Here is a 26,029-nt window from a genome sequence, read left to right on the forward strand (position 1 = left end):
GTGCTTAATGAAAAAAGAAAATGTCGGTTCTGTTAAGGTGATTCCACTTGGAGGCCTTGAACAGATTGGAATGAACATAACTGCCATCGAATACGATGACAGTATTGTTGTTGTGGATTGCGGTTTAAGCTTTCCAGAAGAAGAAATGCTTGGTATTGACCTTATTATTCCAGATGTTACTTATCTTAAGGAGAATATTGATAAGGTTAAAGCATTTGTTATTACACATGGCCACGAGGATCACATCGGAGCAATTCCTTATGTATTAAAGGAAGTTAATGTTCCTATATATGCTACACGTCTTACAATGGGACTTATAGAGTCTAAGCTAAAAGAACATAATATGCTTCGTGAAGTTAAAAGAAAAGTTGTACGATATGGACAGTCAGTTACTCTTGGTGATTTCAGGGTGGAATTTATAAGAACTAACCACAGTATTGCAGATGCAGCTGCACTTGCAATATTCTCTCCAGCAGGTATTCTTGTCCATACAGGTGACTTTAAGGTTGATTATACACCAGTTAATGGTGAACCAATAGATTTACAGAGATTTGCAGAGCTTGGAAAGAAGGGCGTGCTTGCACTTATGTGCGATAGTACTAATGCTTTAAGACCGGGCTTTACAATGTCAGAGAGAACTGTAGGAAGTACATTTGACAAGATATTTAATGATAATAAGAACAGCAGAATTATAATTGCAACATTTGCTTCTAATGTAGACAGAGTACAGCAGATTATTAATGCGGCAGTTGCATATGGAAGAAAAGTATGCGTAGAAGGCCGTAGTATGGTCAATATTATAGATGTTGCTGAAGACCTTGGATATCTTCATATTCCAGATGGTACTCTTATAGAGACAGAGGCTATGAAGAATTACACACCTGAGCAGATTGTGCTTATTACAACAGGTAGTCAGGGAGAGTCAATGGCAGCCCTTTCAAGAATGGCAGCTAACCTTCATAGAAAGGTATCTATCCAGCCGGGCGACTGTGTTGTATTTTCATCAACACCTATTCCTGGTAATGAGAAGTCTGTAGCAAGAGTTATCAATGAACTTGGAATGAAGGGCGCTAAGGTTATATTCCAGGATACACATGTATCTGGACATGCCTGTCAGGAAGAGATAAAGCTTGTATATTCACTTCTTAAGCCAAAGTATGCTATACCAGTACACGGTGAATACAGACACCTTATAGCACAGAAGGAAGTTGCAATGTCACTTGGATATGATAAGGAAGATGTTATTATAGCCAAATCTGGTGATGTTATTGAACTTAGTGATGAGAAGGCTGCAATCGTTGGAAAGGTTCACACAGGAGCTATTCTTGTCGATGGACTTGGAGTTGGTGATGTAGGTAATATTGTATTAAGAGACAGACAGAATCTTGCAGAGAATGGTATTATAATTGTTGTTCTCACACTTGAGAAGTATACAGGACAGCTTGTTGCAGGACCGGATATTGTAACTCGAGGCTTTGTATATGTAAGAGAGGCAGAAGAACTGCTTGATGAGGCAAGAGCTATAGTTACAGATTCTGTTCTTAGATGTCTTGATAAGAATATCACTGACTGGAGTAAGATTAAGAACATTATCAAAGATGATCTCAGCGAATATTTGTGGAAGAAGATGAAGAGAAATCCAGTTATTCTTCCAATTATTATGGAAGCTCAGATGTAATCAGTTATAATGGGAGATATTAATGCAGAGAATTGAGCAGTTAAAGCTTGAACTAAGCAAAGCTATAAAAGAAAGCCCTGAATATATTGAATATAAAAGACTAGAGGCTATTATAGATAAAGACCCTAATTTAAAGAGAAGTATTGATGAGTTCAGAAGACAGAATTTTGATATACAGAATAGTGGTAAGGTTGATGATATATTTGCCGCACAGGAGGATCTTAATAATAGATATGCAGATATGAGAAGACAGAATATGGTCAACAGATATCTGCTGTCTGAGGTCTGTCTGTGCCGTATGGTTCAGGATATATGCAGAACTGTAGTTGAGACAATTGAATTCGATGTTGATTTCTTGAATAATTAATCATCATAACTATATTTAGTCGGACGGGAATGGATATTTGATTATGAATAATAAATCTATAAGAATGGTTGTTTCATTGTCACTTAATGCATTGTTTATTGCAATTGCTGTAGTAGTGGTTGTTATGTTTGGAACAAAAGCCTATACATTTGGTAACAATATATTTAATGAGAAGTCTGTAGACACAGTTGATAATGCCAAAGTAGTTGAAGTGACAATAGCTGATGGTGTAACAGCTAAGAAGTTAGCCAGCCAGTTATATGAAAAAGGTCTTATTAGTGATGAGAAAATATTTTATTTTCAGGTAAAGTTATCTGATTATAAAGATAAGTTTAAGGCGGGAACATACAGTCTTAATACAGGTATGAAGCCAACAGATATGATGAAGATATTAGCTGGCATCAGCACAACTGATACTGGTGATAGTGAATAAATATTAATGAGAGGTTTACTAAGGTGATTGTCAACGAAAGAATAGTAGCTTATATTAATTCTCTTGATAGAGGTAATTCACCAATCTGTAATACAATCGAAAAGGAAGCAATTGAGGACGATGTCCCGATTATTAGAAAAGAGATGGGCAATCTGCTAAAGGTGCTGCTTGAATTAAAGCAGCCACAGTCGATTCTTGAAGTAGGAACGGCAGTAGGTTACTCATCTATTCTTATGAGTGAGAATATGCCTGAGGGTTGTATAATTGATACAATAGAGAATTATGATAAAAGAATACCTATAGCCCGCAATAATTTCAAGAGGGCAGGAAAAGAGGATTGTATAAGGCTTATAGAGGGCGATGCTATGGAAGTCTTAAAAGAGCTGGAAGGTCCATATGATTTTATATTTATGGATGCCGCCAAGGGACAGTATATTAATTATCTGCCTGAAATATTAAGGCTTATGCCTAAGGGCGGACTTCTTATAACAGATAATATACTTCAGGAGGGTGAGCTTGTAGAGTCCAGATATGTTGTCACAAGGAGGGACAGGACAATACATACAAGAATTAGAGAGTATGTATATGAGCTTACACATAATGATAATCTTATAACTTCAATTGTACCAATTGGAGACGGAATTACATTGAGTGTTAAAAAATAAATGGAGGAAAATAATATGGCAGGACATTATTATAATGGCAGGGAACTTGAACTTTTAATACCAGCAAGCAGTCTTGAAGTATTAAAGATTGCAGTTATATTTGGTGCTGATGCAGTATATATCGGTGGAGAGGCTTTTGGCTTAAGAGCTAAGGCTAAGAATTTCTCAAAAGAGGATATGGTAGAAGGAATTAAATTTGCCCACGAAAGAGATGTTAAGGTGTATGTTACAGCTAATATACTTGCACATAACTATGACCTTGACGGAGCAAGGGAATATTTTAAGGAGCTTGATGTTATAAAGCCAGATGCAGTTATTATATCTGATCCGGGAATGTTCACAATTGCCAAGGAAGAACTTCACGATATAGATATTCATATAAGCACACAGGCTAATAATACTAACTATATGACATACCAGTTCTGGTGGAAACAGGGTGCTAAGAGAGTTGTAACAGCAAGAGAGCTTTCATTGAATGAGATTAGGAATATAAGAAAGAATATTCCTGATGAGATGGAGATAGAAACATTCATACATGGTGCTATGTGTATATCATACTCAGGAAGATGTCTTCTTAGCAGTTTTATGGCAGGAAGGGACGCTAACAGAGGTGCCTGCACACATCCTTGCAGATGGAAGTACGCTGTTGTTGAGGAGAACAGACCAGGCGAATATATGCCTGTATATGAGAATGAAAGAGGAACTTATATCTTTAACTCTAAAGATTTATGTATGATTGAGCATATTCCAGAGCTTATAGAGGCAGGAATTGACAGCTTTAAGATAGAGGGAAGAATGAAGACAGCCCTTTATGTAGCTACAGTTGCAAGAACATACAGACTTGCAATTGATGATTTCTTAAAAGACCCAGAACTTTATAAGTCAAGAATTCCATTTTACAAGTCAGAGATAAGCAAATGTACTTACAGACAGTATACAACAGGTTTCTTCTTTGGAAAGCCAGATGAAAATACACAGATATATGAAAGCAACACATACATTAAGGAATACACTTATCTTGGAATTGTAGGAGATAAGAACGAAGAAGGTCTTTACAATATAGAACAGCGTAATAAGTTCTCGGTTGGTGAGGAGATTGAAGTTATGAAGCCGGACGGAACTAATCTTTTAGTTACAGTTAAGCGGATAACTGACGAAAAGGGCGTTGATATGGAAAGCTGTCCACATCCTAAACAGCAGCTTTATATTGACCTTGGTGTAGAACTTGAAAGATATGACATTTTAAGAAGAAAAGAAGAATAATATATTAAGATTTATGTGCGTCAGTATGAATGAATAGTCCATACTGGCGTATTTTTATGTAATAGGAATTCAAAGTTGCATAAAAGGCACTATGTGCCGATGATGCACACTTGAGCAATATGCAATAAATTATATGGATATGCAATAAAGGTGTGTCCTACGCATAAAATATAGAAATATGTGTAGGGGTGCTTTTTCTTGAAGGTGTTTGAGAAACCATTATCAGAGCAGGAAGAAAAAGAGATGTTAATAAGAAGCCGTAATGGGGATATAGAGGCTAGGAATATACTTGTAGAGAAGAATATGCGCCTTGTAGCACATATGATTAAGAAATATGCTTGTGCAGAGAAAGATACACAGGATTTAATATCAGTAGGAACAATAGGACTGATAAAGGCGGTTAATACCTTTAACCCTGATAAGAAAATCCGTCTTGCGACATATGCGGCAAAATGTATAGATAACGAAATATTGATGATGTTAAGAAATGATAAGAAGAAAATGCAGGAGCTGTCCTTATATGAGCCGATTGGCACGGATAAAGAGGGCAATGATATAACATTTATAGATGTTGTCGGTGATGAAACAAGAGATGATGTAGGCGAGATGCTTACAGCAGAGCAGTTAAAGTGCATATATGACAATATGGATAATATATTGACAGAGCGGGAAAAGACGATAATAATAGGAAGATTTGGGCTGTTTGGAAGTAAGGAAATGACCCAGAATGAACTTGCGGCAAAGTTAAACATAAGCCGCAGTTATGTAAGCCGTATAGAAAGGCACGCTCTTAACAAGTTATATGCCCTTTTGGAGAATAAAAAGTTAATAGGATAGCAAAACTTAACATAAAAACTACAAAATCGACAGCAGGGTATGGTATACTTATGCTTAAGCAGTAAGTCGTGCTGTGGCGGAGAAATATATCGCTAAGATGTCCGCCGCAGTCGGATAATACTGCCGTAATAGATAAAAGGAGCATTTAAAATGGATAATATCTCTGATGATAAAATAATTAACGATAATGCTACGAATAATGGCAGTAATAATAATACAGTTATAAGCAGACGTCTTGAGGCAGTACGTGGCATAATGAAAGAAAAAGGCGTGGATATCTATGTTGTAGTAACGGGCGATTACCACATTTCTGAATATGCAGGTGATTACTTTAAGGAAAGAGAATTCATTTCTGGCTTTTCAGGCTCAGCAGGAACAGCAGTTATAACAAGTGACACTGCAGTGCTTTTCACAGATGGCAGATATTTTGTGCAGGCTGAGAAACAGCTTAGCGGTACAGAGTATAAGCTTATGAGAATGGGAAGTGCAGGGGTACCTGCACTCAATGAATATTGCAGGGAACTTTTAAAAGAGGGAATGACAATAGGATTTGACGGAAGATGTGTACAGGCAGGACAGGGAATAGAATTTAAGAAAATGGCTGAATTTAACAAGGCACATTGTAACTATTCATTTGATGCGATAGAACAAATATACAATGACAGGGCAGAATTCCCACACAGCAAGGCATTTTATCTTGATACTATGTATTCAGGAAAGACTATTAAAGATAAGCTTATTGATGTGCGTTGTGCAATGAAAGACAATATGTCAGATGTACATATTATTGCCTCGCTTGATGATATATGCTGGCTTTTTAATATAAGAGGCAGGGATGTACATTGTAATCCTGTTATTATGGCATATGCGGCAGTATATATGGACAAGACTGTTCTGTATACAGATATAGACAGGCTTGATGACTGTATAGATAAACTTATAGAGGCTGGCGTTGAGGTTAAGCCTTATAATGATATATATGAGGATATAAGAAGCATAGCAGGACATAAAGTGCTTATTGATAAAAAGAGGGTTAATACAAGATTATATCTTTATGCTAAGGACAATGATAAGATAGAACTTGTCGAAAAGGAAAATCCAGAGGTTCTCCTTAAGGCAGTGAAGAATGACATAGAAATAACCAACCTTAAGAATGTACATATTGATGATGGTCTTGCCGTGACAAGATTTATATTCTGGCTTAAGAAGGCAGTTAAATCAGGACAGACAATAACAGAAGCATCAGCGGCAGAATATCTTGATAATCTTAGAAGTGGTATAAAGGATTACATTGAATTAAGCTTTGATACAATAAGTGCATACGCTGATAATGCGGCAATGATGCACTATCAGGCTTCAAAGGATAACTGCAGTACGCTAAAGCAGGAGGGGATGCTTTTAGTTGATTCGGGTGGACAATATATGCGTGGAACAACAGATATTACAAGAACTATTGCGTTAGGTGAAGTTACAGATGAGATGAAGAAGTGCTATACGCTGACACTTAAGGGAATGTTGAATCTTGCCAATACAAGGTTTCTTCACGGCTGTACCGGATATAATCTTGATATAATGGCAAGAGCTCCGTTGTGGAATGAGAATATTGATTACAGATGTGGAACTGGTCACGGAGTTGGTTATCTTTTAAATGTCCACGAAGCACCTAATGGATTTAGGTGGAAGCATATACAGGGGGTAAATGACCTTGCTGTATTAACACCGGGTATGGTAACATCAGATGAACCAGGAGTGTATGCTGATGGCAGATTTGGAATAAGAATTGAGAATGAAATAATAGTTACAGAGGATAAGGAAAATGAATATGGCAGGTGGCTTAAGTTTGAAATGCTTACTATGGTTCCTGTGGATTTAGACCTTGTTGATGTACAATATCTTAGCTATAAAGATATAGAACAGCTTAATAATTATAATAAACAGGTGTATAATGTGTTAAGCCCATATATGAAAGGTGAGGAATTAGAACAGCTTGTATATAGCACAAGAGAATTGTAAGGAGGCTTTTGGTGTATGCAGATTAAAGAGTTTAAAGAAAAAGAAGTAGATGTGAAGGATAAGTCTTTGAGCAATAAAGTATATTTTGCTGTTGGTGGAATAGTCCTTGCAGTGATATTGATAGTTGCAGTATTTATAAAGGTTAATGAATTTGACATAAGAGATTATATAAAGCCTGTGTATACAGGTGCTGACGGATATGCTTCGGTGACATTTGTTGTAGATGAAGATGCACTGTCTAATAAGCTTTTAGGAAAGAAAGCTGATGACGATAAGAAATATTATGTTAGAAAGTTCATTGAATCAATAAATGTATACACAACAGATACCGATATTAAAAATGGTGATAAAGTCCACTGCGAGATAGAATTTAATGATACTTATGCAGATAATGCAGGTGTTGATATTAATAAGAAGCAGTATACTTATAAGGCTAAAGGCATTAATGCAGGTGCAAAGATAGATATATACAGCGGGGTTGATGTAACATTTTCAGGAATAAGCCCTGATGCCAGAGTTATAATAGACAATGACTGGGATGATGATTATCTTAAGACACTTACATTTACTGCGGACAAGGCATCTTCAATTAAGCTTAATGACAGTATTAAGGTAAGCTGTGATGTATCTTATGAAGATATGGCAAGGCACGGCATACTTGCCAAAGCCTGTGAGATGACTTATACAGCAGATAAACTTGCTGCTTACTGCGATGATTATACTAAAGTTAATAAAGATGTTATGGCTGACATATATAAAGAGATTAAGGAAACTATCACTAAAGAAACAGAAGATGCAACCTACAGAATGTTGTATGTGGCAACAGGCAACACAGATTACCTGTATCATCTTAATGAAGAAAATGTATCTGATGTCAATATTGATGCGGCGTATTTCCTTAAGGCTTTGGCAGCAGGACAGGAAGCGGATAATTATATTATCGTTCAGGCATCGGCTGTTGTAAGTGATAATGAGAGCAGTGAGCCTGTCAGCTATGTATTCAGATATGCTAATGCGTATATCACAGTTGATGGTGATTTTAATGTAGGACACGATAACCAGAATAAGCGTTTTATATGCGGAACAGACAGAGGGGTACTGTATGAGGAGTATATAGGCGCCCTTTCAGATAATTACAGCATAGACAGAATAGATAATAATTAATAGCTGGCGTTACAGCATACAGAGAAATTAATAGAAGCAGTCGAAGAATAGATAATAATTAATATCTGCTGTTATAGTGTGCAGAAGAATTAATAAAAGTAATCTAAGAACAGATAGTAATTATGGATACAGTGGGAGGAAGTTGAATTGATAACAGTAGAACAACTTTTGATGACAGCGAGGGAAGAAGGCGCGTCAGATGTGCATATTACAGTTGGTGTGCCTCCAAGAATGAGAGTGAACGGACGAATTGCTAATCTTGATTATCCAAGCTTGTCAGAGACAGATTGTAGTAAGATAATATACAGTATAATGGATGACAGGCAGATAGAAATGTTCAGGGATAATAAGCAGATTGAATTTGCATTGTCAGTGCCTAAGGCAGGAAGATACAGAGTCAGTGCATTTATGCAAAAAGGGCTTCCTGCCTGTGCAATACGACTTGTAACAGACAGTGTATCAGCACCAGGGGATATAGGTGTTCCTAAAGAGTTGATTGACATATGTGATAGCGAAAGCGGACTTGTTATTCTTGGCGGAGTGGCAGGAAGCGGTAAATCTACGACAATTGCCTCGATTATTGATTATATTAATGAGAATAAATGTGTTCATATACTGACATTGGAAGACCCTATTGAGTATGTACACACCCATAAAAATGCTATTGTGAACCAGCGTGAGGTAGGCATAGATGTGGCTTCTTATGATGAGGGGCTTAAGCTTGCAATAAGAGAAGATGTAGATGTGATTCAGGTTGGAAGAATGAGTGAGCCAGATACGGTTAAAGCAGTAATAAAAGCGGCTAAAGCAGGAAGTTTTGTTATTGCTGCTGTTGATGTCGCTGGTACTAAAGATATAATTCAGAGCATTATTGATGAATTTCCTCCTTCAGAGAAAGAGAAGATAAATACACAGCTTAAGGAAGTCTTAAAAATGGTTGTGTCACAGAAGTTAATACAACAGGATAAATATGGCATAAAGGCTTCTTTTGAGATATTAAAGATTAATTAAGAAAATGAGGGTTAAGATGACAAAGCTTGAAGAAATAATATCTTGTATTAAAGGAAACAGTGTGTATGTACAGATGCACAATTTTCCAGATCCTGATGCTATAGCAAGTGCATATGGTATGAAGTATCTTTTAAGAGCAGAAGGGATAGATGCACAGATTGTATATAAGGGCAGTATTGAAAATACAGTTACCGCAAAGATGGTAAAGCTTCTTAATATTGATATTCTTGAAGTAAAAAGTGCCTGGGAACTGGATTGTAACAGAGAAGTTATTATTGTTGATGCACAGAATGGCAATGCCAACATAATAGATATGCACTCAGACAAGACAATCTGTATAGACCATCACCCAGTATATAATGACAGCAAATATGTATTTAAGGACATAAGACCAGATGTCGGGGCATGTGCTTCAATCATAGCTTCGTATTATATAGAAAATGATGTTGTTATTGATATTCATATGGCAACGGCACTGCTCTATGGAATAAAGGTTGATACAGCAGATATGAAGCGTGGTGTTACAAAGCTGGATCTTGATATGTTCTATTATCTTTACAACCGTGCAGACCATAAAGTTCTTAATAATCTTGACACAAGCGTAAGACAGTATGACGATTTAAAAGCTTATGCCTATGCAATTGCCAATGTTGATATACAGAATGACATCTGTTTTGCCAGTGCAGGGGACAACTGCAAGGAGTCATTGATTGCCTCTATATGCGATTTTATAATGTCTTTGGATGGTGTTAATCTTGCAATAGTATATTCGGCTAAAGAAGAGGGTATAAAGCTGTCAATAAGAAGTAATGGAAGCTACGATTCGGGAAGAATATCTAATAAAGCATTATGTGATATAGGTAATGGTGGCGGACACGAGCATATGGCTGGTGGTTTTATAAGCTATGATAAGTTAGAAAGAAAAGATGCCGCAGGCATAAGAGAAATCATAAAAAACAGATTTATGTCAGAAGTTAATAAAGTAAATAAATAATAAAAAAGACTTGCATAATATGTATACATATGATATATATAATATATTGAAATACATATTATGCCAGTCGATAATAATAATATTTCAATATTAGTAATCTTAGGCAGTATGTCTTAAGATTAGTGAGTTATCGTTAATGAATAATTAGTTAATATTAACAATTAACAGGCTGATATTGATGATTAGTGAGTTGTTGTTAATAATTGCTGAGCAGTTATTAATGAATATTCTTTGGTAATATTATGCTCTATAATATTACATTCCCAATTATTTAAAATGTTACAACTAAATAGTATTGCAGGGACTTATGATTATTGTAGTTATTATAATCGTTTTAGTTATGGCTATAGCTTTAGTTATAGTTGTAGTGATAAGTTTGAGAAAGGAAAAGGGTGAGATGTGTTTAGCAGAGTGATAAGTGCGGCTGTATACGGAATTGATGCATATATTGTTAATGTAGAAACAGATGTTGGTTTTGGACTTCCGACATTTGATATGAGTGGAGCACTTGGGTCTAAGGTAAGAGAGGCGAAAGACAGGGTCAGGGTGGCGATTAAGAATTCGGGTATTGAACTTACACCGCAGAAGATAGTTATTAATATATCGCCAGCCAATATAAGAAAGGAGGGCACAATATACGACCTTCCAATTGCAATAGGGATACTGGCGGCAAATGGCTGTTTTGATTTAAAGATATTGGAAAATGTATTGATTATAGGCGAGGTAAGTCTTGACGGAAGCATTAATCCGGTTAAAGGAGTGCTTCCTATGGTATGTGCGGCTAAAGAGGCAGGAATTGACAACTGCATAATTCCGAAGGCTAATATAGCAGAGGGCAGAATTATCAATAATATTAATATATATGGAGTTGAAACGCTAAGCCAGACTATAGAGATATTAAAGAATATAGCCGTAATAGATGGAAGTAGAAAGAATATAAAGCAGGCTGATGTGAAATCTGGTGAATGTAATAAGTCAGATGGCAACATTAATAATGATACTTATAATGTATTGGAACGCTCGCGGGTTAAGTTTACATATGGTTCAGAAGTGAAAAATAATAATCACTCGTGCAGTTATAATATTGATTATAGTGATATATCAGGGCAGGAAGCTGCAAAGCGTGCAACGATGATAGCTGTATCAGGTATGCATAATATAATGTATATAGGTCCACCAGGGAGCGGCAAGACAATGCTTGCCCAGAGAATACCGACAATAATGCCGGATATGGATTATGAGGAGCAGTTAAGGCTTACGAAGATATATAGTGTCGCAGGACTGCTGGATAGTGAGTGTGGAATTATGGTAAAAAGACCATTTAGAAATCCACACCATACAATAACACAGGCGGCGTTGCTTGGAGGAGGAGCTGTGCCAAGACCGGGAGAAATAACGTTATCGGAGGGTGGCGTATTATTTTTGGATGAGATGACGGAATTTAATCAGGTTATTATGGAAGCGTTAAGACAGCCTTTGGAGGATAAGGTTATAACGCTTGTAAGGGTTAATGCAGCGTATACATATCCAGCACATTTTATGCTTGCAGCAGCTATCAATCCGTGTAAATGCGGCTATTATCCTGACAGGAACAGGTGTCATTGTTCGGAATATGACATAAGAAGATATATAGGAAGAATAAGCAATCCTATGTGGGACAGATTTGATATGTGTGTTAAGGTTGATGAGGTATCCTATGAAGTTATGAGGAATAAGGGAAATGTGGATACTATATATAATTCTACCGATATGAAAAATAAAGTTGAAGCCGCAAGACAAATGCAAAAGGACAGATTCAAAAAGCTTGATATTAATTATAATTCGCAGATGGGAGTGAGGGAAATACATAAATACTGTACATTGAATGTGGAGTGCAATGAGCTTATGGAGAGAATGTATAAGCAGCACAATATGAGTGCCAGGGCATATAATAAAGTTCTAAAGACAGCAAGGACAATCGCTGATCTGAAGGGAAGTGTTAATATAGAAAAAGAGCACCTTACGGAAGCATTATTCTATAAGAACTGTGAGGTGAAAAGTTGATAAAATATGATGAATTTCTTGAAGAATATTACTGGTATTGGCTTAATAATATTAGAAACATAGGAAGAAGAAAGATTAGTAAGCTGTTGAAAAGATTCGATTCCCCTAAGGAAATATATAACGCTGGCTCAGAATATTTAAAATGCTGCGGATTGTCTTGCAAAGATGCAGAAAATATAATCAGCTCAGTTAAAGATGAACAGATATATAGGGATTATAATGCCTTAGTGAAAAGCAGTATTAAATTCACACATCCGGGGAAAGCGGACTATCCTGCACAGCTTATGGAAATATATGATTATCCATATGGACTATATTATAATGGAAAGCTTCCTGACAGTGATAAGCCTTCAGTGGCAATTGTAGGTTCGAGGCAGGCAAGTCAATATGGAATGATGGTAGCGGCCAGGCTGGCATATGAGATGTCTTCATATGGAATACAGATTATAAGTGGCATGGCTGTTGGGATAGATACTGCCGCACATAAAGGAACACTTGATAATTCAGGATATACTTGTGCAGTATTAGGAAGTGGAGTTGACATTTGTTATCCAGCTTGTAATATAGGGCTGTTTACTGATATAAAAAAGACTGGTGGTGTAATGTCAGAATATCCGGCAGGAGTAAAACCGGTCTGTGGACAGTTTCCGGAAAGAAACAGATTAATAAGCGGTCTGTCTGATGCAGTTGTAGTTGTTGAGGCAAGGGCAAAGAGTGGTTCGTTAATAACTGTAGACCAGGCGTTAGAGCAGAATAAGGATGTATATGTTATACCGGGGAGAGTTGGAGATTCATTAAGTGAGGGCTGTAATGAACTTATAAAATCAGGAGCTTATATAATGACTAAAGCTGAGGATATATTAGAGTGTGACAGGATAAAAAATAAGCTGTCAGGCATTAACGGTATACCGGAATATCTGCAAAAGTTGGAATCTGTATCACAATTTGAACTTGCAACACCTAAAAATATGGTGTATAGTTGTGTGGATTTGTATCCAGTGGGTATTAATGAACTAATTAATAAGACAGGATTATCATTACAGACAGTAAGCGGTGCCTTAGTTGAATTGGAATTAGAGGGTAAAATCAAAGAGACTGCACATAATTGTTATGCAAGAGTGTAGCTTTTGGTTAATACTAAAAGACAGTAGAATATATTGTTTTGTTAGAGATTAGGCATTGTGGTAGCATATATTAAAGGAGTTAATATTAATGGCAAAGTATCTTGTAATAGTGGAATCACCAGCAAAGGTGAAGACAATTAAAAAGTTTTTGGGTTCTAATTATGAAGTTATGGCATCTCAAGGGCATGTAAGAGATCTTCCGAAAAGCCAGATGGGAATAGATGTGGATAATGATTTTGAGCCTAAATATATTACAATCCGTGGTAAAGGCGAGATACTTGCCGCACTTCGTAAGGAAGCCAAGAAGGCTGATAAAGTATATCTTGCAACCGATCCCGATAGAGAGGGGGAAGCTATATCGTGGCATTTGTCTAAGGCGTTAAAGTTGGAAGATAAGGATATATACAGAATAACATTTAACGAAATTACTAAGACAGCAGTTAAAGCAGCTATAAAAGATGCAAGAAAGATAGATATGAATCTTGTTGATGCACAGCAGGCAAGAAGGGCTCTTGACAGAGTTGTTGGCTACAGTATAAGCCCTGTACTCTGGGCTAAAATAAAGAGAGGTCTTAGTGCAGGACGAGTACAGTCTGTGGCATTGAGAATAATATGTGACAGGGAGAATGAAATAGATGCTTTTATTCCAGAAGAATACTGGACAATGGATGCAGTCTTAGACGTAGAGGGAGAGAAAAAGCCAGTAACTGCCAAGTTCTATGGTGATGTCAATGGAAAGATTGATATCAAGAATAAAGAACAGATGGAAGATATCAAGAAAAAGCTTGAAGGCTGTGAGTATAGCGTTGACAGCATAAAGAGAGGGGAGAAGATTAAGAAGTCCCCACTTCCATTTACAACAAGTACATTACAGCAGGAGGCTTCAAAGACACTTAACTTTGCTACAGCCAAGACTATGCGTATTGCACAGCAGTTATATGAAGGCGTTGATATTGCCGGCAAGGGGACTATTGGTGTCATAACATATTTAAGAACTGATTCTACAAGAGTTGCAGAGGAAGCACAGGCAGCTTCAAAGGAATATATTGAAGCTAATTATGGTGCAGAGTATCTTATGAAAGATGACCTTAAGAAAAAAGAAGATAAAAAGATACAGGATGCCCATGAAGCGATAAGACCAACTGATATTACACTTACTCCAGTTGTTATTAAAGAGTCGTTGTCAAGGGATCAGTTCAGATTATATCAGCTTATATGGAAAAGATTTGTTGCAAGCCAGATGGCACAGGCTGTATATGAGACAACTTCTGTTAAGATAGCTGCTGGTGATTACCGCTTTAATATATCAGCTTCAAAGCTCTCATTTGATGGTTTTATGTCTGTATACAAGAGTGATGATGACAAGGAAGAGGCTAATGCTTTAGTAAAAGGTATTGATGAGAATTCAAAGCTTTCTTTGGAAGAACTTAAGGAAGTACAGCATTTTACACAGCCACCAGCACATTTTACGGAAGCTTCATTAGTAAAGGCTCTTGAGGAGCTTGGAATAGGAAGACCAAGTACTTATGCTCCTACAATATCAACTATAATTGCAAGACATTACATCGCTAAGGAACAGAAAAATCTTTATGTAACAGAGCTTGGAAAGGCTGTTAATGACTCAATGATGAAAGCATTTCCGCAGATAGTTGATGTCAACTTTACAGCTAATATGGAGTCGCTTCTTGATGGAGTTGCTGACGGAGATGTTAAGTGGAAAGAGCTTATAAAGAATTTCTATCCAGATTTAAAGGAGTCTGTTGATAAGGCAGAAAAGGATCTTGAAAATGTAAAGATAGAAGATGAAGTTACAGATGTAATATGTGACCAATGTGGACGTAATATGGTTATAAAATATGGTCCACATGGCAAGTTCTTAGGGTGTCCTGGATTTCCAGAGTGCCACAATACCAAGCCATATCTTGAAAAGATTGGTGTTGCCTGCCCAAAGTGTGGTAAGGATATAATTCTTAAGAAGACTAAGAAAGGAAGGATGTTCTATGGTTGTGAGGGATATCCGGAATGTGATTTTATGAGCTGGCAGAGACCATCGGATAAGAAGTGTCCTAAGTGCGGTGGCATAATGCTAATAAAAGGCAACAAGCTTGTATGTGCCAATGAAGAGTGCGGTTATATATTAGATACTGCTAAAAATGATAATTGATATGTAACATATATCAAATTAAAAAGTGATAATGAACAATTTGGGTATGTTTTACAGAGAATTGTCAGATAAAATGTGGTAAATTAGTTGAAAATTCAAAAGTTGTGTGATAGTATTTGATTATACAGATGTTTATCGGTGTAATTTAATATATGGAGGAATAAAAGATGAGTGTACAACTTTTGGATAAGACAAGAAAAATTAACAAGCTTCTGCATAACAATCATTCTGCAAGAGTTGAATTCAATGATATGTGTGCAGTGTTAAGCGGTATACTTGAGTCTAATATTCTTGTTATAAGCAGAAAAGGTAAAGTCCTTGGCACTGGATACTATGAGGGTGTTGAAGTAATCAGTGAGCTTGTATATGATAAGGTAGGCGGCTTTGTTGATGAGATGCTTAACGAAAGATTGTTAAGTGTATTGTCAACCAAGGAGAATGTTAATCTTTCAACATTAGGATTTACAATTGAGAATGTAAAGAAGTTTCAGGCGTTAATTGCTCCTGTGGAGATAGCTGGAGAGAGGCTTGGAACATTATTTATGTATAAGAGTGACAGCTCATATGAAATAGACGATATTATTTTAAGCGAGTATGGCACGACAGTAGTTGGACTTGAGATGATGCGTTCAGTTAATGAAGAGACTGCAGAAGAAAGCAGAAAGAAGAAGATAGTAAGATCAGCTATTGATACACTGTCAACATCTGAACTTGATGCTATTAAGAGTATATTTAAAGAACTTGATGGCAATGAAGGAACGCTTGTCGCAAGTAAGATTGCTGATAATGTCGGCATAACAAGATCAGTAATTGTCAATGCTTTAAGAAAATTTGAGAGTGCGGGTGTTATTGACTGCAAGTCATCAGGAATGAAAGGAACATATATAAAAGTCGTTAATGAATATGTGTTTGAAGAGCTTTCTAAACTTGATGATTAATTATTTATGATATATGCGGATGGGTAATTGCATATATAAAGCAATTATTAATGGATTGTTTGTATGGTTATAGAGGGAGAGAGCTGTTGTCAGCTCTTTCTTTTTTATTTTAGTAATAAAATATTAAGTGTTTTTGTAAAAATACAGCAAAATATTCAAAAAGATTAAAAAAAACTTGTTTTTTTGTCGTAAATTATTATAATGGTAGTTAGTGTAATTATGTTTAATGTCCATAATTGGAAAGGGGTATATATGAGCTCGGGAATGTTTGGTTATGTAGATGTATTAAAGACCGCAGCTGATGCAAGCTGGGCGAGAGAGGAAGTATTGACTAATAATATAGCTAATGTTGATACACCTAATTACAAAAGACAGGATGTGGAATTTACTACTTATTTAAAGTCTGCATTGAGCCGTTCAGGAGGAGATTCAACATCTCTTACTAACAGAGTTAACAATATTAATTATAATGATGTTACTATGAGAACTTATACTGATAATTCTACTTTATCATACAGATTAGATGGTAATAATGTGGATTTATCAACAGAGAATGTTGAACTTGCATCAGAACAGCTTAATTATAATGGCTTGATTGACAGTATGAATAATGAATTTACACGTTTTAAAGCGGTACTTAAGTAATAAGACTGGTTAGTTTACTAAAGAAGTTAATATTTATTTAAAGCGGGATTGGAGGATTATTGATATGTCAATGTTTGCGGCATTTAATATAAGTGCATCAGGAATGACAGCACAGCAGTTAAGAACAGATGTTATTTCACAGAATATAGCTAATGCTAATACTACAAGAACAAGTGACGGAACAGCATATGTTAAGAAGTCGGTTGTATTTACAGAAAAGACTGTTACATCAGGTATGGCTGGAAGGTCAGTTTATTCATCATCAGGAACAACATTTGCAGATGCGTTAAGAGCAGCTAATGGTGGAGTAGTGGGCAGCGGTGTTAAAGTTACATCTATATATGATGATACTTCTACAGATATGAATATGGTATATGACCCATCTCATCCGGATGCAGATGAGAATGGATATGTTACATATCCTAATGTTAATGTTGTTCAGGAGATGACAGACCTTATAGATGCATCAAGGTCATATGAAGCTAATATTTCAGCATTTAACTCAAGTAAAGATATGGCATCAAAGGGACTTACTATCGGACAGTCATAATTCAGGGATTGAATTATATCATCAGATAAAAGATTAATTAATATAGATTGGATGGAGGAATTGTGATATGGATTTAACAACAGCAGTTAATTCGCTTGGGAGTGATTATGTTAATAAGGTGTCTGACCTTTTAACTAATAAGACTAATACAGCTTCAGGCACAACAGATGACTCATCATTTGATTCAGTATTTAATGCTGTTTCGGGACTATTGGATAGTACCAATTCATATATTCAGCAGGCGCAGCAGGCGGAAGTTGATTATGCACTTGGTAATATGACTAATACACACGAGTTAGGAGTGTATCAGCAGAAAGCTAATATTGCCCTGCAATATACAGTTGCAATAAGAGATAAAGCACTTGAGGCATATAAAGAAATAATGAATATGCAGATATAATTACTTAGGAGTTAATAATGGCAGATAAATTGAAACAGATCCCTCAGAAGTTATTAGACATCTGGAAGAGTTGGTCAGTAAAACAAAGAGTATTAATAATAGGTTCAATCGTTGCTTTTATAGCGGTTGTGAGCATAGTGGCAATTGTGCTTACAAGACCTAAGTATGAGGTACTTGTAACGTGTGAAGATTATACAGAGATGAATTCGGTAACTACACTGCTTACGGACAATAATCACAAATATAAAATTAATAATATGGTAGTAAGTGTTAATTCCAAAGAGCTTACAGCCTGTAAAATGCTTCTTGCAAGCCAGAATATACAGTCAGATGGCTATACATTTGAAGATGCTATGAAGAGAAGCTTTACAACAACAGATTCGGACAGTACCAAGCAGTATGCCCATTATCTTGAGACTAAGCTAGAGGGCGATCTTAAGGATATGGACGGAGTTAAGGATGCTTCCGTTACAATTAATATGCCTGAGAAGACTAATTCATTTTATCAGGCAGCATCAGATGCTACAGTAGCAGTTAAACTCGTTACAACAAAGGATATTAATGAAGATGCAGCTGAGAGTATGGCTTCGCTTCTTGCTATGGCGGTTGGCAATGATTCAACTAAGAGCATTACTATTATAGATAACAAAGGTAATACATTATTTAATGGAGCTGCTGGTAATAATTCAACATCAGGTGTGGGAATGAACAGCAAGTTAAAGTACAAATCACAGATTGAAGCTACAACAAGCAGTTCGCTTCTTAGAAATATTGTTTCAACAGGATTATATGATGATGCTGTTATAACACTTAATTATGAACTTGACTGGAATACAGTTAATACAATTGCAAAAGAATATACAGCACAGGAAGGAAGAGAAGAAGGGTTATACAGTCATTCTTATGAACAGGAGTCTGTAGGTACTAATGGTGCAAGTGGTACACCTGGTACAACAAGTAACAGTGGAACAACATATGATATTACAGATGGTACAACATCAACATCTACATATACTGTTAAGGAATATGATTATCTTCCTAACGAGCTTGTAACAACAACTAATACAGACCCAGGTGCTATAGTGAAAAATGGTTCATCTATAGCTGTAACACTTATTAAGAATGTTACATATGAAGAGACACAGGCTAAGAAGCTTGGTTATCTTGATGGAAAAGACTGGGATACATTTAAGAGTGAGAATTCTGAACCAGTAACACTTAATGTTGATAATTCGTGGGTGGATATTATATCAAAGGGTACAGGTATTGACCCGGCTAATATATCAGTAGTGGCTTACCAGAAGAATTCATTCCAGGATAAGGCTTCAAGCAATATATTAAGCAAGGCATCGTTCTGGGTACAGATTGTACTTGCAGCTGCAATACTTGGAATCCTTGTGCTTGTGATTATTAGAAGTGCAAGACCTCTTACAGTGGAAGAAAAAGAACCAGAGCTTTCTGTTGAGGAAATGCTTGCTTCTACGAGAGAGAACCAGCCATCAGTTGACGATATTGACTTACAGGAGAAGTCAGAGACGAGAAAGGCAATCGAGAAGTTCGTGGACGAGAATCCAGAAGCTGTTGCATTGCTATTGCGTAACTGGCTTAATGAAGATTGGAATTAATGATTTGATTTGGGAGTGAGGATAAATGGCACGACAGAACGCTAACGGCGAAAAAAATATGGATGGAGTTGAAAAGGCTGCGATACTTCTTATAGCACTTGGACCTGAGAAATCAGCACAGATTTTCAAGCATCTTAAAGAAGACGAAATAGAACAGCTTACACTTGAAATTGCTAATACTAGCAGTGTATCTCCACAGACAAAAGAGCAGGTGCTCAATGATTTCTATGAAGTGTGTCTTGCACAGCAGTATATTGCAGAAGGTGGTATCGGATACGCTAAAGAGCTTCTTGAGAAGTCTTTAGGAGAAGAAAAGGCAAAGGCTGTTATAGGAAAACTTACAGCAAGCCTTCAGGTACGTCCATTCGAATTTATCAGAAGAACAGATTCTTCACAGCTGCTCAACTTTATACAGGATGAGCATCCACAGACTATTGCTCTTATATTATCATACCTTCCACCTTCACAGGCATCGGCAGTTATATCATCTTTGCCACCTGAAAAGCAGGCAGATGTTGCAAGGAGAATAGCCCAGATGGATAGAACATCACCAGATGTTATCAAGCAGGTTGAAAAGGTACTTGAGAAGAAGCTTGCTTCTTTAGTAAATCAGGATTACACAATTGTTGGTGGTGTAGATGCCATTGTTGAAATCCTCAATTCTGTTGACAGAGGAACAGAAAGACATATTATGGAAACTCTCGAAGTCGAAGAGCCAGAGCTTGCTGATGAAATCCGTAAGAAAATGTTCGTATTTGAAGATATTCTTTCGCTTGATGACAGAGCAATCCAGAGAGTTCTTAGAGATGTTGATAATGGAGATCTTGCTCTTGCCCTTAAGGGAGCTGCAGAAGAAGTTCAGAATGTTATTCTTAATAATCTTTCAAAGCGTCTTGCTGTTATGATAAAGGAAGATATGGAATATATGGGACCTGTTCGTATGAAGGATGTTGAAGAGGCACAGCAGAAGATTGTTAATATTATAAGAAAGCTTGAAGATTCAGCAGAGATTGTTATTGCAAGAGGCGGAGGTGACGAGATAATTGTCTAATCTGTTAAAAAGAGGCACTACAGTAAGTAGTGATGAGAGAGTTATAGATTATAACGACCTTGTTAAAAGTAAGTTAAAGCATATTATAGAAATTCAGAATAACAAAGATAATGTTGATGCAGACGGTTTTGTTAATGGACTTAAGGCAGATGTTGTAGAACAGCTGCTCACAGGTTCAGAAGACGATATGAATGAAGAAGCGGCAACTGATGCCAGTTATGAAGCACAAGCTGCTTCAATAATAGAGAATGCCAGCAACGAAGCACAGAGTATCAAGGATGAGGCTAATGAAATTCTTGCACAGGCACATATGGAGGCGGACAGGCTTTTACAAGAAGCTAAGAAGCAAGGATACCAACAAGGTGCAGAAGGTGCAAGACAGGAATACGAAGATAAGGCGGCTCAGCTTGCAAGAGATTATGAAGCAAAGGCTGAACAGTTAACAAATGAATATGAACAGCTTAAAGCAGCTATTGAGCCAGAGCTTGTTAATACAATAACTGATGTATTCAGAAAAGTTACAAGAGTTGTATCTGATGATAATCAGGATATAATACTTGGCCTTATCGGTAATGTCCTTAAGAATGCAGAGACAAGCAATGATTTTGTTATTAAGGTTTCACCAGAAGATTATAAGTTCTTAACAAATAATCAGGGCAAGATATATTGTGCGGTATCTAAAGAGATTAATCTTGATATTGTTGCAGATACAACAATGAAGAAGAATGAATGTATAATAGAGACAGATGCAGGTGTATTTGACTGTAGCCTTGATATAGAACTTAACAATCTTATTAAGGATATTAAGTTGTTAAGCTGTATGTAAGTTATAAAGCTATATAAAATGATAATTATATGGCAGGTACTCTGGCATATTGTTATACAGATACAGGGAGGAAGAAGATTTGTCACTACTAAATATAGATAAATATTATTCTTTGACAGAGAAATCTTTCTATAAGAAGCTTGGAAAGGTTACTAAGATTGTAGGTCTTACAATAGAGTCAATAGGGCCGGATGCCAAGCTTAATGATTTATGTAAAATTTACTCAGCTGACAGAAGTCAGGTGTTATTTGCAGAGGTGGTAGGATTTAAGGACTCTAGAGTTCTTCTTATGCCATTTGATGTTGTTGATGGAATTGGACCTGGAAGTATTGTTGAGAATACTGAAAAACCATTAGAGGTTAAGGTTGGAGATGATATTTTAGGACATACTTTAGATGGACTTGGCAATCCTACAGACGGTGCAGAGCTTAACCTTGAGAGTGCTTATTCGGTAGAAGCTGCACCACCAGATCCTATGGAAAGAGAGATTATCAGTGAAATTCTTCCACTTGGAGTTAAGGCAGTTGATGGTCTGCTTACAGTAGGTAAAGGACAGAGAATTGGCATATTTGCAGGTAGTGGTGTAGGTAAGAGTACATTGCTAGGTATGTTTGCAAGAAATACAAAGGCAGATATTAATGTTATTGCACTTATAGGCGAGCGAGGCAGGGAAGTAAGAGAATTTGTTGAGAGGGATTTAGGTCCTGAAGGTATGAAACGAAGTGTTCTTGTAGTTGCTACATCAGATAAACCGGCACTTATAAGAAATAAGGCTGCTAAGACAGCGACAGCTATTGCAGAATATTTCAGGGATCAGGGAAAAGATGTTCTTCTTATGATGGATTCATTGACACGTTTCTCTATGGCACAAAGAGAGATTGGACTTGCATCTGGTGAACCACCTGTTACAAGAGGTTATCCACCGAGTGTATATAGTGAGATGCCTAAGCTGCTTGAGAGAGCAGGTATGTCAGATAAAGGCTCAATTACAGGTCTGTATACAGTTCTTGTTGATGGTGATGATTTTAATGAACCTATTACAGATACGGCAAGAAGTATCCTTGATGGTCATATAATGCTTTCAAGAAAGTTAGGACATAAGAATCATTATCCTGCTATTGATGTGCTTCAAAGTATATCAAGATGTATGAGCCAGATAGTATCCAAGGAACATAAGAAAGCAGCAGGCAGGTTAAAGACAGTGCTTGCTACATATAATGAAGCGGAAGACCTTATTAATATTGGGGCTTATAAGAGCGGCTCGAACAGGAATATTGATTATGCGATATCCAAGATAGATGCTGTTAACAGATTTCTTATGCAGCAGACAGATGAGAAGTTCTCACTGGATGAAGAATTGAATGCTTTATATGATTTGTTCAGTGATTATGAGGATTTTGAGAATGGAAGCCTGAAGCTTGGCGAACAGCCAAAAGCACCACAGAGAGCACAGGCAAGACGATAAATGTTGAAATCTTAATATATCTAATGTAAATATATACCAATTATCGATAAGTTGTGATAAAATATAACAGGTATGAGGGCTGATATAATATGGCAAAATTCATATATAGTATGCAGAATGTACTTAACATAAAAGAAAGAATGGAGACGCAGGCTAAGACAGAATATGCCCAGATGCTTGGAGCACTTCATGATGAGGAAGTGAAGATGCACAATATTATGTCAACACTTAATTCGTATAAGGTACAGGCTTCGCAGCTATCTATAGGAAAGCTTGATATAGCTAAGATCAGAAGATGTAATGAAGCTATTAAGATTACAGAAGATATGGCAAAGAACCAGGCTGTAATGGTTAAGCTGGCGGAAAGAAATGTTGAGGCTTCAATGAAGCGTCTTGCAGATGCAGTTAAGGAAAGAAAAGTTCAGGAAAAGCTGAAAGAAAAGGCTTTTGAGCAGTTCCTACAGGAGCTTAATGCACAGGAGATGAAAGAGATTGATGAAGTTGTAAGCTTTAATTATAATGATAGAGAAGAAGACGAATAAACGGAGAGCAGATTACTATGGCAAAGAAGAAATCCAAGGAAGAATTAGATATTGATGACAGCTTAGATCTGAATGATGAAGAAGAAAGTTCAGGCGGCAATAAGCTTCTTAACGCATTTATTGTAGTGGTTGTAATTGCTATATGGCTTGTCATATTTGGCTTGTTGATAAAGATGAATGTCGGTGGAATAGGAAGTATGCTAAGACCATTCCTTAAGAATGTTCCAGTTATCAACAGAATTCTTCCAGAGGCAACAGATGAAGAGATAGCTGAAGAGACAGGAAGCAAGTATAAGAATCTTGCTGAGGCAATAGACAGAATTAATGAACTCGAAGCAGAACTTGCACAGTATAAGGATGCAGGAACAGCTGATTCATCAACAATTGCTGATTTACAGGCAGAGATTGCCAGATTAAAAGTATTTGAAGATAACGCACAGTATTATCAGGATTTAAAGGATAAGTTCGACAGGGAAGTTGTCTACACAGATAATGCACCAGATATATCCAATTACAAATCGTGGTATGAGTCTATAGATGCAGATAATGCGGCAGAATTATATAAGCAGGTTATAAAAGATCTTGAGTATTCTCAGAAGATTAAGGACTGGGCAGAGGCATATGCTAAGATGGATGCAGCCAGTGCCGCTGCAATTCTTGAAGAGATGACAGGTGATACGAACCTTGTATCACAGATATTACAGTGTATGACATCTAAGCAGAGAGCAGCTGTACTTGCAGAGATGGATCCGGTATATGCAGCTAAGATTACAAAGATTACTCATCCATAATATTTTGGTAATCAGACATAATGTCTTATTACATATAATCATTACAAGAAAGGAGGAATACATATGGTTAGTCCAGCAGTAGTTGGAACAGGCAGCACCAATAAGGTGTCTGGAACTGCACAGACTAAGGCATCAGCTAAGAAATCGGGCGATTTCAAGTCAGTGATGGCAGATTCTCTTGCAAATGGGGCAACTAATGGTAATATTGGCAAGACTAATATCAAAGATAACCTTATTAATGTTCAGAATACTAACACTAATAAGATATCTGCAAAGAATAATACATCAGAAGATAAGAGCAGTGTTACAGGTTCGGCTAAGAATGCTGATACATCTAGTATATCAGATGTTAATTCCAAGGCAGATAATAAAGATGTCACAGATACAGTAAAAGAAGTGTGCGAAGATATTAAAGATGCTATTAAAGAAGAATTCGATGTATCAGATGAAGACATCAAAGTGGCTATGGAGTTACTTGGGCTTACAGCACTGGATCTTCTTTCAACTGCCAAAGTAGCAGAGCTTATTGAACAGCTTACAGGAACAGATGCACTTACACTAATAACTAATGAGGATATGATGCAGAGCTTTAATAACATTATCAATGTTGTGGATGAAGCTAATGCTGATATAGCAGGTATGCTTGGAGTTAAGACGGAAGAAGTTGGAATTGTTCTTGGACAGAACGATATAGCACCTGTAGTTAATTCAGAAGATACAGCTAAGCAGGATAATGTTAAAGAATCAGATGCTAAGAATGCAGATGATAATATTAACCAGACAGTAGATAATCAGGAAAGCTTAAGTGAAGTTCTTGCTAAGAAGATTACAACAGAAAGCGATGGCAAGGCAAAGAATAATATGTCGGAGTCTAACGAAGCCAACAACAAAGTTACATATGCTGATGTTGCGGATAATATGATATCTAATATTACAGATACATTTGCTGACATTATAACAGAAGATATTTCAACGGTTAAAGAAGCCGACATCGTCAATCAGGTTATAGACAGTGTAAAGCTTATGGCATCAAGAGAACTTACAAGTATGGAAGTTATGCTTAATCCAGAACATCTTGGAAGCGTGCACATTACAGTTACAGCCCGCAACGGAATTGTCTCTGCACAGATTGCAGCTCAGAATGAGCAGGTAAAGACAGCACTTGAGAACCAGATGGTTACATTAAGGGAGCAGTTTGAAAGTCAGGGACTTAAAGTTGATGCTGTGGAGATTACAGTTATGGCACATAGCTTTGAAGCAGGCCAGAATTTCGGACAGAGTGAATCTGAAAGAAAGCAGGGCGAAAGCAAGGTGCATAGAAAGCTTGATCTTTCTTCATTTGATGATGAATTAGAAGAAGATTTAGAGAGTACAGCTCCAGCACCTAAGGCAGAGGGAAGCAGTGTTGAATATCTTGCATAGAACAAAGACATGTATTAA

The 26,029-nt window shown here is 36.7% G+C and carries 24 protein-coding genes; all 24 read left to right on the forward strand.

Annotated elements, in window-relative coordinates; translation table 11 throughout:
- Window positions 1-7: 7 nt before the first annotated feature.
- Entirely contained in the window at window positions 8-1,678 is a 1,671-nt protein-coding gene (locus tag WMO42_RS12530; RefSeq protein WP_055174379.1) for a ribonuclease J, read from the forward strand.
- A 22-nt stretch (window positions 1,679-1,700) separates the two neighbouring features.
- Window positions 1,701-2,045: a YlbF family regulator gene (locus WMO42_RS12535; RefSeq protein ID WP_349192427.1), complete on the forward strand. Its 345-nt coding sequence runs from the start codon at window positions 1,701-1,703 to the stop codon at window positions 2,043-2,045.
- A 43-nt stretch (window positions 2,046-2,088) separates the two neighbouring features.
- On the forward strand, window positions 2,089-2,478 hold the full coding sequence (locus WMO42_RS12540) for an endolytic transglycosylase MltG (protein ID WP_349192429.1): 390 nt from the start codon (window positions 2,089-2,091) through the stop codon (window positions 2,476-2,478).
- Between the two features lie 23 nt (window positions 2,479-2,501).
- Window positions 2,502-3,143, forward strand: a complete 642-nt coding sequence (locus tag WMO42_RS12545) for an O-methyltransferase (protein ID WP_055174380.1) — start codon at window positions 2,502-2,504, stop codon at window positions 3,141-3,143.
- 15 nt (window positions 3,144-3,158) lie between these two features.
- The gene (locus WMO42_RS12550; protein ID WP_022502726.1) at window positions 3,159-4,406 is read left to right on the forward strand and encodes a U32 family peptidase; all 1,248 of its coding nucleotides are present in this window, start codon (window positions 3,159-3,161) and stop codon (window positions 4,404-4,406) included.
- Window positions 4,407-4,604: 198 nt separating this feature from the next.
- A complete protein-coding gene (gene sigK, locus WMO42_RS12555) occupies window positions 4,605-5,243 on the forward strand; it encodes an RNA polymerase sporulation sigma factor SigK (protein WP_022502725.1) in 639 nt (212 codons plus the stop codon).
- 150 nt (window positions 5,244-5,393) lie between these two features.
- On the forward strand, window positions 5,394-7,256 hold the full coding sequence (locus WMO42_RS12560) for an aminopeptidase P family protein (RefSeq protein WP_055307036.1): 1,863 nt from the start codon (window positions 5,394-5,396) through the stop codon (window positions 7,254-7,256).
- A 15-nt stretch (window positions 7,257-7,271) separates the two neighbouring features.
- A complete protein-coding gene (locus WMO42_RS12565; RefSeq protein WP_349172039.1) occupies window positions 7,272-8,420 on the forward strand; it encodes a hypothetical protein in 1,149 nt (382 codons plus the stop codon).
- Window positions 8,421-8,567: 147 nt separating this feature from the next.
- On the forward strand, window positions 8,568-9,431 hold the full coding sequence (locus tag WMO42_RS12570) for an ATPase, T2SS/T4P/T4SS family (RefSeq protein ID WP_022502722.1): 864 nt from the start codon (window positions 8,568-8,570) through the stop codon (window positions 9,429-9,431).
- Window positions 9,432-9,447: 16 nt separating this feature from the next.
- Complete coding sequence (locus WMO42_RS12575; RefSeq protein ID WP_022502721.1) at window positions 9,448-10,425, forward strand: DHH family phosphoesterase; 978 nt, start codon at window positions 9,448-9,450, stop codon at window positions 10,423-10,425.
- A gap of 399 nt (window positions 10,426-10,824) precedes the next feature.
- Window positions 10,825-12,468, forward strand: a complete 1,644-nt coding sequence (locus WMO42_RS12580; RefSeq protein ID WP_349192430.1) for a YifB family Mg chelatase-like AAA ATPase — start codon at window positions 10,825-10,827, stop codon at window positions 12,466-12,468.
- Window positions 12,465-13,592 (forward strand): DNA-processing protein DprA, encoded by a 1,128-nt coding sequence (dprA, locus tag WMO42_RS12585; RefSeq protein WP_022502719.1) that lies wholly within the window; start codon window positions 12,465-12,467, stop codon window positions 13,590-13,592. Before WMO42_RS12580 ends, dprA begins: the two co-directional genes overlap by 4 nt.
- Window positions 13,593-13,680: 88 nt before the next feature.
- Window positions 13,681-15,756 (forward strand): type I DNA topoisomerase, encoded by a 2,076-nt coding sequence (topA, locus tag WMO42_RS12590; RefSeq protein WP_349153089.1) that lies wholly within the window; start codon window positions 13,681-13,683, stop codon window positions 15,754-15,756.
- A gap of 167 nt (window positions 15,757-15,923) precedes the next feature.
- Window positions 15,924-16,694, forward strand: a complete 771-nt coding sequence (codY, locus tag WMO42_RS12595; RefSeq protein ID WP_022502717.1) for a GTP-sensing pleiotropic transcriptional regulator CodY — start codon at window positions 15,924-15,926, stop codon at window positions 16,692-16,694.
- Between the two features lie 252 nt (window positions 16,695-16,946).
- Window positions 16,947-17,339, forward strand: a complete 393-nt coding sequence (flgB, locus tag WMO42_RS12600) for a flagellar basal body rod protein FlgB (protein ID WP_022502716.1) — start codon at window positions 16,947-16,949, stop codon at window positions 17,337-17,339.
- 64 nt (window positions 17,340-17,403) lie between these two features.
- A complete protein-coding gene (gene flgC, locus WMO42_RS12605) occupies window positions 17,404-17,889 on the forward strand; it encodes a flagellar basal body rod protein FlgC (protein ID WP_022502715.1) in 486 nt (161 codons plus the stop codon).
- 67 nt (window positions 17,890-17,956) lie between these two features.
- Window positions 17,957-18,289: a flagellar hook-basal body complex protein FliE gene (locus tag WMO42_RS12610; RefSeq protein ID WP_022502714.1), complete on the forward strand. Its 333-nt coding sequence runs from the start codon at window positions 17,957-17,959 to the stop codon at window positions 18,287-18,289.
- Window positions 18,290-18,306: 17 nt separating this feature from the next.
- On the forward strand, window positions 18,307-19,914 hold the full coding sequence (gene fliF / locus WMO42_RS12615) for a flagellar basal-body MS-ring/collar protein FliF (RefSeq protein ID WP_022502713.1): 1,608 nt from the start codon (window positions 18,307-18,309) through the stop codon (window positions 19,912-19,914).
- 25 nt (window positions 19,915-19,939) lie between these two features.
- A complete protein-coding gene (gene fliG / locus WMO42_RS12620) occupies window positions 19,940-20,965 on the forward strand; it encodes a flagellar motor switch protein FliG (protein ID WP_055174387.1) in 1,026 nt (341 codons plus the stop codon).
- Entirely contained in the window at window positions 20,958-21,791 is an 834-nt protein-coding gene (locus WMO42_RS12625; protein WP_055307031.1) for a FliH/SctL family protein, read from the forward strand. The genes fliG and WMO42_RS12625 overlap by 8 nt, the downstream gene beginning before the upstream one ends.
- A 79-nt stretch (window positions 21,792-21,870) precedes the next feature.
- Window positions 21,871-23,256 (forward strand): flagellar protein export ATPase FliI, encoded by a 1,386-nt coding sequence (gene fliI / locus WMO42_RS12630; protein WP_022502710.1) that lies wholly within the window; start codon window positions 21,871-21,873, stop codon window positions 23,254-23,256.
- Window positions 23,257-23,345: 89 nt separating this feature from the next.
- Window positions 23,346-23,798 carry a flagellar export protein FliJ gene (gene fliJ / locus WMO42_RS12635; RefSeq protein ID WP_022502709.1) on the forward strand — a complete coding sequence of 151 codons (453 nt, stop codon included), beginning with the start codon at window positions 23,346-23,348 and terminating at the stop codon, window positions 23,796-23,798.
- A gap of 17 nt (window positions 23,799-23,815) precedes the next feature.
- The gene (locus WMO42_RS12640; RefSeq protein WP_055174390.1) at window positions 23,816-24,589 is read left to right on the forward strand and encodes a hypothetical protein; all 774 of its coding nucleotides are present in this window, start codon (window positions 23,816-23,818) and stop codon (window positions 24,587-24,589) included.
- Between the two features lie 63 nt (window positions 24,590-24,652).
- Window positions 24,653-26,011, forward strand: a complete 1,359-nt coding sequence (locus WMO42_RS12645; RefSeq protein WP_055174392.1) for a flagellar hook-length control protein FliK — start codon at window positions 24,653-24,655, stop codon at window positions 26,009-26,011.
- Window positions 26,012-26,029 lie beyond the last annotated feature (18 nt).

The organism is Lachnospira sp. CLA-JM-H23 (assembly GCF_040096425.1).
GTDB classification, from domain to species: domain Bacteria; phylum Bacillota; class Clostridia; order Lachnospirales; family Lachnospiraceae; genus Lachnospira; species Lachnospira rogosae.

Excerpts from the sequence above, each read along its gene's own strand:
- WMO42_RS12530 (WP_055174379.1), top strand. The coding sequence starts at position 8 with ATGAAAAAAGAAAATGTCGGTTCTGTTAAGGTGATTCCACTTGGAGGC.
- WMO42_RS12535 (WP_349192427.1), top strand. The coding sequence starts at position 1,701 with ATGCAGAGAATTGAGCAGTTAAAGCTTGAACTAAGCAAAGCTATAAAA.
- WMO42_RS12540 (WP_349192429.1), top strand. The coding sequence starts at position 2,089 with ATGAATAATAAATCTATAAGAATGGTTGTTTCATTGTCACTTAATGCA.
- WMO42_RS12550 (WP_022502726.1), top strand. The coding sequence starts at position 3,159 with ATGGCAGGACATTATTATAATGGCAGGGAACTTGAACTTTTAATACCA.
- WMO42_RS12560 (WP_055307036.1), top strand. The coding sequence starts at position 5,394 with ATGGATAATATCTCTGATGATAAAATAATTAACGATAATGCTACGAAT.
- WMO42_RS12565 (WP_349172039.1), top strand. The coding sequence starts at position 7,272 with ATGCAGATTAAAGAGTTTAAAGAAAAAGAAGTAGATGTGAAGGATAAG.
- WMO42_RS12575 (WP_022502721.1), top strand. The coding sequence starts at position 9,448 with ATGACAAAGCTTGAAGAAATAATATCTTGTATTAAAGGAAACAGTGTG.
- topA (WP_349153089.1), top strand. The coding sequence starts at position 13,681 with ATGGCAAAGTATCTTGTAATAGTGGAATCACCAGCAAAGGTGAAGACA.
- codY (WP_022502717.1), top strand. The coding sequence starts at position 15,924 with ATGAGTGTACAACTTTTGGATAAGACAAGAAAAATTAACAAGCTTCTG.
- flgB (WP_022502716.1), top strand. The coding sequence starts at position 16,947 with ATGAGCTCGGGAATGTTTGGTTATGTAGATGTATTAAAGACCGCAGCT.
- flgC (WP_022502715.1), top strand. The coding sequence starts at position 17,404 with ATGTCAATGTTTGCGGCATTTAATATAAGTGCATCAGGAATGACAGCA.
- WMO42_RS12610 (WP_022502714.1), top strand. The coding sequence starts at position 17,957 with ATGGATTTAACAACAGCAGTTAATTCGCTTGGGAGTGATTATGTTAAT.
- fliF (WP_022502713.1), top strand. The coding sequence starts at position 18,307 with ATGGCAGATAAATTGAAACAGATCCCTCAGAAGTTATTAGACATCTGG.
- fliG (WP_055174387.1), top strand. The coding sequence starts at position 19,940 with ATGGCACGACAGAACGCTAACGGCGAAAAAAATATGGATGGAGTTGAA.
- fliJ (WP_022502709.1), top strand. The coding sequence starts at position 23,346 with ATGGCAAAATTCATATATAGTATGCAGAATGTACTTAACATAAAAGAA.
- WMO42_RS12640 (WP_055174390.1), top strand. The coding sequence starts at position 23,816 with ATGGCAAAGAAGAAATCCAAGGAAGAATTAGATATTGATGACAGCTTA.
- WMO42_RS12645 (WP_055174392.1), top strand. The coding sequence starts at position 24,653 with ATGGTTAGTCCAGCAGTAGTTGGAACAGGCAGCACCAATAAGGTGTCT.